Source organism: Geitlerinema sp. CS-897 (genome assembly GCF_028368005.1).
Taxonomy (GTDB): domain Bacteria; phylum Cyanobacteriota; class Cyanobacteriia; order Cyanobacteriales; family Geitlerinemataceae; genus Baaleninema; species Baaleninema simplex.
The window spans coordinates 1-9,025 of sequence record NZ_JAQNCQ010000046.1 but is presented as its reverse complement, the minus strand read 5'-3'; the positions used below and the strand labels follow the sequence as shown (position 1 = coordinate 9,025).

At 48.1% G+C, this 9,025-nt stretch carries 8 protein-coding genes; 4 read left to right on the top strand and 4 right to left on the bottom strand.

Annotated elements, in window-relative coordinates:
• Nucleotides 1-210 precede the first annotated feature (210 nt).
• The 3 genes from POG22_RS02520 to POG22_RS02510 all read left to right on the top strand — a co-directional run bounded on the left by POG22_RS02520 (nucleotide 211) and on the right by POG22_RS02510 (nucleotide 4,188).
• Nucleotides 211-2,313, top strand: a complete 2,103-nt coding sequence (locus POG22_RS02520) for a flotillin family protein (protein ID WP_498903446.1) — start codon at nucleotides 211-213, stop codon at nucleotides 2,311-2,313.
• Nucleotides 2,314-2,468: 155 nt separating this feature from the next.
• On the top strand, nucleotides 2,469-3,443 hold the full coding sequence (locus POG22_RS02515; protein WP_498903444.1) for a glycosyltransferase family 9 protein: 975 nt from the start codon (nucleotides 2,469-2,471) through the stop codon (nucleotides 3,441-3,443).
• 142 nt (nucleotides 3,444-3,585) lie between these two features.
• A complete protein-coding gene (locus POG22_RS02510) occupies nucleotides 3,586-4,188 on the top strand; it encodes a hypothetical protein (protein ID WP_144053739.1) in 603 nt (200 codons plus the stop codon).
• Here the strand turns inward: POG22_RS02510 and POG22_RS02505 are convergent.
• Nucleotides 4,185-4,376 carry a hypothetical protein gene (locus POG22_RS02505; RefSeq protein WP_074171031.1) on the bottom strand — a complete coding sequence of 64 codons (192 nt, stop codon included), beginning with the start codon at nucleotides 4,374-4,376 and terminating at the stop codon, nucleotides 4,185-4,187. The genes POG22_RS02510 and POG22_RS02505 overlap by 4 nt on opposite strands.
• Nucleotides 4,377-4,811: 435 nt before the next feature.
• Between POG22_RS02505 and POG22_RS02500 the strand changes: the two genes are divergently transcribed.
• Complete coding sequence (locus POG22_RS02500; protein WP_498903442.1) at nucleotides 4,812-6,014, top strand: hypothetical protein; 1,203 nt, start codon at nucleotides 4,812-4,814, stop codon at nucleotides 6,012-6,014.
• Between the two features lie 70 nt (nucleotides 6,015-6,084).
• On the opposite strand, the gene POG22_RS02495 is transcribed toward POG22_RS02500, so the two are convergent.
• The 3 genes from POG22_RS02495 to POG22_RS02485 all read right to left on the bottom strand — a co-directional run.
• Complete coding sequence (locus POG22_RS02495) at nucleotides 6,085-8,463, bottom strand: TIGR03032 family protein (RefSeq protein WP_498903440.1); 2,379 nt, start codon at nucleotides 8,461-8,463, stop codon at nucleotides 6,085-6,087.
• Nucleotides 8,457-8,804: a transposase gene (locus POG22_RS02490; RefSeq protein ID WP_498903438.1), complete on the bottom strand. Its 348-nt coding sequence runs from the start codon at nucleotides 8,802-8,804 to the stop codon at nucleotides 8,457-8,459. Before POG22_RS02490 ends, POG22_RS02495 begins: the two co-directional genes overlap by 7 nt.
• A gap of 11 nt (nucleotides 8,805-8,815) precedes the next feature.
• Nucleotides 8,816-9,025, bottom strand: a 210-nt coding sequence (locus tag POG22_RS02485; RefSeq protein ID WP_498903436.1) for a transposase family protein, incomplete at its 5' end; no start/stop codon positions are given.

Sequence of the window (9,025 nt, the reverse complement as noted above, 5' to 3'; positions counted from 1 at the left end):
GAAAGGGAGAGGGGGAGAGGGGGAGAGGGGGAAAAACTGTCAACTGTTCCCACTGGCGACTGGTGACTGGCGACTGGCGACTGGCGACTGGCGACTGGTGACTGGCGACTGAAACACTGTTCACTGTAAAAGGGGATATGAGGAAATGAGGAGGAAAAAGGTCTTCGTTATCAATTGTCAATTGTCAATTATCAACTATCAATTACTGTCATGTTGTACTGGTTGACTTTGCTGCAAGCGTTATCCTTTAATCCGGCCAAAGCCGTACCGATAAACGCGATCGCCCAATCGCCTCCCGCCCTCGTCGCCGTTCGCCATCGAGAAACGGAAGCCTTAAAACGGACTGAGCGATCCCCCCTCGAACGACTTACACCAGACAAACGCTTAGAACTCGCTCGATCGCTCGGGCGATCGCTCGTTAAAAATTCAGTTGAGGACTCCGAGGACGTGTTGGTTTTAGCACAACTCGGAAGCGGAACCTTCATTCTCGGCGGAACGGCGATCGGTATCGTCGTCATTATTGCTTTACTACTGTTGGGATTTTGGGCGTATACCCGCGTTTATCAAATTACACCGAACAACGAAGCCTTTGTGAGAACGGGGGGCTTTCTCGCCAAAAAAAATACCGTCATTCTCTACGGCGGTTGCATCGTTCTTCCCGGTTTCCACGAACTGACTCGAGTTCCGATGCGGGAAATTAATATCGATGTCGAACGCACGGGAAACTTGGCAGTACGGACGCAAGACTATTTGCGAGCCAATATGCGAGTGACGTTTTATGTCTGTGTCAATCACGACGAACAAGATGTCAAAACTGCGGCTGCTCGGTTGTCGAGAGACGGAAAAATTTCTCCGGCAGATATTAAAGAAGCCCTAGAAAAACGGGCTGACGATGCCATTCGCGCTTCTGCAAAACGAAAAACCCTCGCTGAAATAGATTCGGATAAATTGGGCTTTGCAGATGAGGTTTTAAATTTAATTCAACAGGATTTGAAAAAAGTTGGATTGACGCTCAACAACATTGCAATTTCTGAGATTGAAGAAAGCGATACGTACGACACGAACAATTTCTTCGACGCTCAAGGCGTGCGGTTGAGAACCGAGACGATCCAGCGATCGATCAAGCAAAAAGAAGAAGTCGAATTGCGAACCCAACAGGAACGACGCGAGTTTCAACTGCAAACCGAGCTGACGATCGAACAACGGGAGTTAGAAGCCCGCAAGCAAGAATTAGAAATTGAAAAAGAACGAGAAAGCTCTCAACTCGAACAACAACTCGGAATCGAATCGTTAAGAGCTAAACGCGCTCGCGAGATTCAAGAAGCCAAAGATAAAGAAGCCGCCAACGAACAGCGAAATAAAATTTTGCAAGCTCGGGCAGTAGAAGAAGAAGAAATCGCGAAATCGCAAGGGGTACGAGAGCGGCAAATCGAATCGGAAATCGCGATCGAAGAACAACAGAAGAAATTCAAAGTCGCTCAGGCGTTGCAGAAACGGGAAGCTGAAATGGCGGAGATCGATCGCCAGAAAACCATCGATTCCAATCGATTGAAAGCGCAAGTCGCCGTCGCCGAAGCTGAAGAACTCTCGGAACTGGCCAAACAAGAAGCGGCGATCGCGATCGCCCAAAAAACCCAAGAACGCCTCGCCGCCGACGCGATTCGCGCCAAAGCCGAAGCCGCCGTGGAAACCGCCTCCGCCCTCGAACGCGCCGAACGGGAACAGCGGTTATCAGCCATTCTCGCCGAACAGGAAGCTGAGAAACAGCGCATCGCCGAAAACAACGTGGTGGAAATCGATGTATTCCGTCGCCGCCGCCAAGCCGAAATCGCCCGTCAAGCCGCAGATTTAGAAGCCGAATCCATTCGCACCCTCGCCGACGCCGAACGGGATAAAGCCCTCGCCGAAGCTGCTGGAATCGAAGCTCGGATTGTCGCCGAAAACGCCCTCAGCGATGCCAACCGTAACGCCCAACTCATCGCCGAAATCGCGCCGCAACTCATCGAGCAACTGCCGGAAATCGTAAAATCCTTGGCACCGCAACCGGGTATTTTGGGAGATGCGAAGATTTACGCGTTCCCCGGCGGCGGAAACGACAGCAACGGCAATATCTCGCAAGACGTGACGAAGTTGATGCTTTCGACGAGCGGGTTGACGTTAATCGAAGGCTTGCTCGAAGAAGGAAAGTTAGAAAAACTACTGGAGCGACTGACGACGTTGCTACGAAGCGATCCCGGCGCGATCGCCCGTGTCGTCGAGTCACCTTCTACCGCAAACAGCGAACAGCGAACAGCGAACAGTGAGGACAGTTGAGAGTTGACAGTTTCTCCCCCTATCCCCCTCTCCCTTGCTCCCCTGCTCCTCTTCCCTAGACGACACGGGTAGGTTCAACATACGATAAAGTCTGGATTGAGAAGCGCGACGCTCCCTCACGGAGACACCAACGCGAACGGACAAGCGGAATCCCTATGAAAGAAATCCTCGCCCTCGTTCCTGGGGGAATTGGCGACCAACTGCTATTTTTCCCGACTCTCGAACAACTCAAGCGTTCCTATCCCGATTGCGAACTTGGCATTGTTGCCGAACCGCGATCGATGGGGGCATACCGTGCCAACAAGTATTTTCACGATGGTTCTTTAACCGTTATTCCTTTCGATTTTAAAGATCGCAACGGCCCCGCCGACTGGGGCAACCTCCTCGGGGTGGTGCGCGATCGCGAATTCGATGCAGCCTTGTCGTTAGGGCGGCGGTGGGCGGTGGGACTGTTCCTGTGGCTGACTGGGATTCCCACCCGCGTCGGCTATGAAGGATCGGGAAGCCCGTTTTTAACGAACTCTGTTCCCCTCAAAGGCGAACAGTACGCCGCTGATATGTATCACGATTTGGTACGCGGATTCGGCATCGAAGCCCCCTGTCCCGACCTTTCGGTGACGCTCCTAAAGGACGATTTGGAGTGGGCTGAGGCCGAACAGCAGCGTCTTGGCGTGGCTGAAAGCGGCTATATTTTGCTTCACGGCGGTTCGAGTCAACTGGCGCAAGCGAAGGGACTCGATAAAATCTACCCGGTGGAGAATTGGGTGGAGGTGATTCGCGGGTTGCAGCAACGCCAACCCAACCTCCCCATCGTCGTGGCACGCGGCCCCGAAGACGACGAGTTCGTGAGATCGCTGATGCAAGCCACCAGCGGGCTGAAAACGATCGCTCCGCCCGATGTTGGCAAGTTGGCGGCGACGATCGCCGGTGCGACGCTAATGTTGTGTACGGATAGCGCCCCGATGCACTTGGCGGTGGCGGTGAAAACTTACACGTACGCCCTTTTCGGACCGACTGACCCGCACAAGCTGCTTCCTCCGGAGAGCGATCGCTCGGTGGGAATTCAAGCGACGACAGGTCGCATGGTGGATATTACACCGCAAACGGTGTTAGACCGCGTGTTTGGATAACGGCTGACGGGGAAGGACGACACTTCGGGTTTTCCTTCCTCGACACTCGGTCGTGCGTTGCAAACGGGGCGATCGCGCGATCGGGACAACGCCCGAATTTCCACGCCCAAAGTACGAAACCTTAAAATTGCAAAGTTTTAAAATGTCAGTCAATCCCGAAGGGACTTGGACGATCGAGGACGCGACGACCTTGCGCGGCCAGTCTTACACTGGAACGGTTAAAATTTATCCCCTCGATCGCCTTTATCAAGTCATTTGGCTTACCGATCGCTATCATTTTGCTGGATTGGGATTTGTCGAAGACAACTTTTTATTTACGGGGTGGGGTGTCGATTCCTCCTATTGTGTGGTGTTGTACCGCATCAATGCCGATGGAACTCTCGAAGGCCGTTGGACGACGCCGCAGTCTCTCGGTCAAGTTGGCTGGGAACGCGCCACGGGAGGAACGCCGGGAGAACTCGAAGGGTTGTATCAGGTGGCGGGGGCTTACTCCGACAACCGAATGCCCTACACGAACACTCTCGCCATTGGTAAAGCAGGCGATGTCTATCAGTTGTCGAGCAGTCGATCGCAGCAAAGCCGGGGGATCGGTTTGCGCTTGAACGATTGGCTGTTAGTCAACTGGGGCTACGGACGCAATTACGGTGTGATTGCTTACGAGATCGATCGCGATGCGGCTACGGGACATTGGACAGCTCCAGGGGCGGATAAGGTGGCGACCGAACGGCTGGCAAAGATTTGTTAGGGGGTTTTAAATCTTGTTTTAAATCTTTGTTGTAACGCCAACGAGACGCGATCGCACATCCATTGCCAATCGCAACGGTGACATAGCAACATCCACACTGGCTTTCCCATCACTCCAGCCAGATGAGCCACAGAGGTATCGACAGAAATTACTAAATCTAACTGTGCGATCGCACCTCGATTTCTCAAAATAAAATTTCAAACAGACAAAAGACTTTGCTTTTGTAAATACTATATAGCCAGCCCAACTGATTCGTGAATTCTTGTAATCTGAAAGTATTGTAGCACAGCGATCCCAACTACAGAGGGCATTCACAACTCAAATGATTCTGCTATATTAAATTTCGATCCCAAAAAAAACTACATTGTAGTACAATGTAGTTTTAATAAACATTTTCCACAATGCAGGACGACAACGCCACTAAAGTTTTAGACCTTTCACGGCAAACCCATTACACGGAAGAACAGTGGGACGCTCTCTTTCAAAAAACGATCGCTCTCCTCAAGTCCCCAGATATAGAAATTTGCGATCGAGCGATCTCACATCTCATTTATGCCCTAGAAAATGAAGAACGGCAAAAATCAGAGCGTGAAGACTATCACCCCAGATCGACTCGAGAACGCTTGCAGCCAATTTTTCAAGCGATTACTGAAGCTTCTCAAAATAAACCCGAAATTTTTGACAGGTTTTGCTCGCGTTTTCAATTTTTAGGACGAGACGAACCCTTTCGTCAATTAGTTTTAGAATGGCTCGATCGCCTAGAGAGTTCGGAAGACTGCAAAACGCCAACTCCCGAAAATATTTATGCCACACAAATCTTTTTTGGTATTTACGATTTGCCGTGGTCAACGGTTGGAGAGACGTTATTAGAACTGCTCGATCGAGACCATCTTAATATTCGCGCTTGTGCGGCTCATCAAATCGCTAAATTTTATAGCAACTTCTTGAAATTAGAAAATGGCTATCGGTATTTTAGCGATCGAGAGAAAAATAAATACAATTCAGACTTCTTTTCAGGACTGCCTCCCTTTGAAGAAATGATGGAGACGATGCGCCGAAAAGAAATCGAGCGTCCGGGAATTGCTGGTGCGTTCTGGAGCATCATTTCCTGGATAGATAGGGATCTTGAAGACTATATCAGCAATCGTTTAGATCCGAATAAATGGTTGTTAGATATCCTCGAAAATTCTCCCGAACCTGAACCTTATCTCCCCTATTTTCCTTGTAACTTAGCCTTTGACGCTCACGAACGGTTTAGTGATAATGCCAATGCGATTCGTCGCCTCATTAATATGGGACGTCTCGAGTTAGCTTTGTTTGCTGCAACCGATCGCAATTACAAAATCCCCGAAATTCAACCGTTATTAGTTGAGTTAGGATCTGCCAATGAGTCTGAAGTGGTACGATTGGCATCTTGGCATTTAGCCTATTACTATCATTATCTACATCCTGAAGGTGCGAAGCAAGGCTATGTCGAACTGATTGGCGATTTACCAGACATTGATTTGTTTTTACTTTTTCCTAAGCGAGAAGAGCCAGAATCGCCCTATGCGGCAATCATCTATAATAAAAATATTGAGGAACCTCTCAGTCAAAGCTTGGCGAAACAGTGGATCGATCGAATTTTTCCAATAAATTTTAGAGGAGCGTTGAGATCGGATCTACCGACGGGTATTTCCAATTGGTATCAGAAAGGATATATTGATTATCATAGCAACGAAAAAAAACGCTCTCGGAGTTTCAAAAAAAGAGAATCTGAATCGATCGATACGGTAATCGTCGGATATCGTTCTGATACACCTTGGAATCCCAAGCAATTTTTGTAATTATCGTACCGTCTCTCGAGGGTAATTCACTTCGATCGCACTCTAAAAAGTCTTCAAAACTTCTGTCAAATTAGAACTCTTGTTCTAACGCCAACGAGACGCGATCGCACAGACTTTTCCAATCTCCCGGTCGAGACTGACGGAACAGACGCATCGTCGGATACCAGGGTGTATCTTCGCGATCGCACATCCATCGCCAATCGCAACGGTAGCATAGTAACGTCCACACTGGCTTTCCCATCGCTCCAGCCAGATGAGCCACAGAGGTATCGACAGAAATTACTAAATCTAACTGTGCGATCGCGGCGGCGGTATCGGTAAAATCCTGTAATTGAGAACTCAAATCTTCTACACAAACTGAATTCGGTAACTGGGATAAATCCTGGGTGCGATCGCCTTTCTGCAAGCTATAAAACTCAACGTTAGATCGTTCTAAAATCGGAATAAAGTATTCTAAAGGACAAGAACGGTTGCGATCGTTTTTATGCGTCGGACTTCCTCCCCAAACAAACCCAATTTTAGGACGGTTTGATGTTCGATTGGGAAGTGAAAACTGAGATGAATTGGAATGGAGGTAGGGAACGCGATCGGGAATCGTTTCAATTGTCGTACCGAGCGCGTAAGGTAAGCTCATCAAGGGAATATAGGTATCAAAAGCCGAGAGAGGAATCGTTCCGGGTAATAAAATTTCGTCAACTTCAGGAAGTTGCGAAAAAAGTTTTTCTAAATGTTGCGGACAACACAGCAGCAATCGCTGACATTTCTGTTTGACTTGGGGAAGAAAGCGAATAAATTGAATCGCATCGCCTGCACCTTGTTCGGTATGAACGAGTAAAGTTTTGTCAGAAATATCCTCGCCGTTCCATTTCGGATGTGGACAATTAAACGGCGTAAACTCATCTGTTTTCCAACGCCACTCGCATTCAGTAAATCCTCGTTGGAAATCCCCAACTTGCAACAGTGTCATGCCTAAATTAAAATGTGCTTGAGCGAAATTGGGTTCGAGAGACACTGCGCGATCGTAACAGTCGATTGCATTTTCCCAAGAGGCAATGCGGCTATAACTCAATCCAAGTTGATTGTAAGCTTGTGCAGATTTCGGTTCGCGATCGATAACCTGTTTGAGTTGTGCGATCGCGTCGTCCCAACGTTCGAGATCTCCCAAGGCTACCCCTAAATTGTAGCGAGCTAAGATAAAGTTAGGGTCGAGTTGCAAACAGCATTGATATTCGGAGATCGCGCGATCTAGTTGTCCTTGATGGTAACAGCGATTTCCCAACTCGAAGCGATCGAGAACGTTGGGGTGTGGCGTGCGATCGGCGTTCTCTGTTGTTGGAGTTTTATGAATTTCACGATCTATTTCCTCAGTCGGAAGCGGCACGACTTCCGCCAAGGCTTCATCGGGTAAAATATAAGATCCTGCCATTAACTCTGTATCCCAGTCAATGACTTCAGGGAACAGAATTCCAGGTAAAACTTGAATGGCAAAAATTTCTTGAACGGCGTCTTCAAACCTTAAAAACGCAACCGTTTGTCCGGTGTCAATATTCACCACCCAAACCCCACAAATGCGCTCTTTCAACCGTTCGGTGATGGGAATACCGCTAAAAACTGCCGTTTCTCGGACTTGAGACAATCCAATAAATGCGAGATTTTCATAAAAATCGATTCCTCGAGTAAAGCCAGGAAGTTCGGCAACTGTGGTAATTTTTCCAGTGTCTAGATCGACCGTCGCTAAACTACCGTTCCCCGATTCGAGTACCCACAACTTCCCTCGATACCAACGGGGGGAATGGGGCATCGATAACCGACGAGCAATAAATTCGTTACTTTCAATATCCATTAAAATACCGCCGTCGGCTTTACGTTCTCGCCAACCGTTCGGTGTATCCGTTTCTCCTAACGCCGTCACGTATTTCGGACGGTTCTCGCGAATTCCTAAACCGTTAAGATGGCAGCGATCGCGCAAATCGTAAACAGTAATAAACGGCGGCTTCCAGCGGGGAACGAAACTATGAGAGCGATCGAGGGTACACAAACAAGAAAATCGCGTATTGACGAACCAGACTTCGTCGTCGAGATACGCCATTTCGTGAATGTCGATATCCCCAGTCACACGTATGTTTCTCGGTAAATAACAGGCGTCGTGTTTGTCGGGAAAATCGAGTTTTTGAGTAACGGCGGGAACGTTCCGCAACTCCCAAATTTGAAAGGCTGCTCCGATGGCTATTTTTTCGCGATCGGCGGCCAATCCCATTGGCTTATTAAACATTTTAAAATGGGTATTGATCGAGTCGCCATCGGCTCGGACAACGATGAGTTTTCCCGCTTGATACGTCGAGACGACTAGCGAAATTTCCAACTGTCTTAAAAGTTCGGGAAAATTCGCAGTGTGAACGCTTCGCATCGGTTCGGTTTCAGGTGAGTTAGGAGATGAATTCGCTACCATGTTCGTCGTGCTTGTTTGTAAAACTTGTCAGTGATTTCACTATTTGAGAACACTTTTTCGATAAGCTTTGGAAATCCTCCCCACATATCTACACTGACTTCTTCGACTGCCTCTCTGACCTCTAACGGTTGCGGTAGAAGAACTTCAGCGATTTCTTCTTGTTGGTGAGAGTCGATGACTTCTATCAATTCTCCTTTCTCTAAATCGCTCACGACCGTCACAAATTTTTTGTGGCCTTTATGTTTTGCTATCTCGTCTAAACCCAACCTTTTTACTTGTCCCCAATTTATTTTTTTTTGCGTTCGTATACCTGTTGATGAATTCCATTTACCTGATGCCACGACAAGTCTTCTTATCTTTTAACTTGCTCGACGCTACTAGCGATTACTCGCTCGTAAATATATTCTTCGTACCGCCTAGGAAACCTTCGACCAGTTTCAATAAAGTCTAGTTCTTCTGTAAAGTATTGTTGGCATTTTTTACAGTAAAACTGACGCCGTGGTATTTGCAAATATACGAGTTGACCCGAAATGGGCAAGTCTCGAACTCTAACGGTTCGTGT

Bases quoted from the DNA above. Each gene is read 5' to 3' on its own strand.
- POG22_RS02495 (WP_498903440.1), bottom strand. From the start codon at position 8,463: ATGGTAGCGAATTCATCTCCTAACTCACCTGAAACCGAACCGATGCGA.
- POG22_RS02520 (WP_498903446.1), top strand. From the start codon at position 211: ATGTTGTACTGGTTGACTTTGCTGCAAGCGTTATCCTTTAATCCGGCC.
- POG22_RS02515 (WP_498903444.1), top strand. From the start codon at position 2,469: ATGAAAGAAATCCTCGCCCTCGTTCCTGGGGGAATTGGCGACCAACTG.
- POG22_RS02510 (WP_144053739.1), top strand. From the start codon at position 3,586: ATGTCAGTCAATCCCGAAGGGACTTGGACGATCGAGGACGCGACGACC.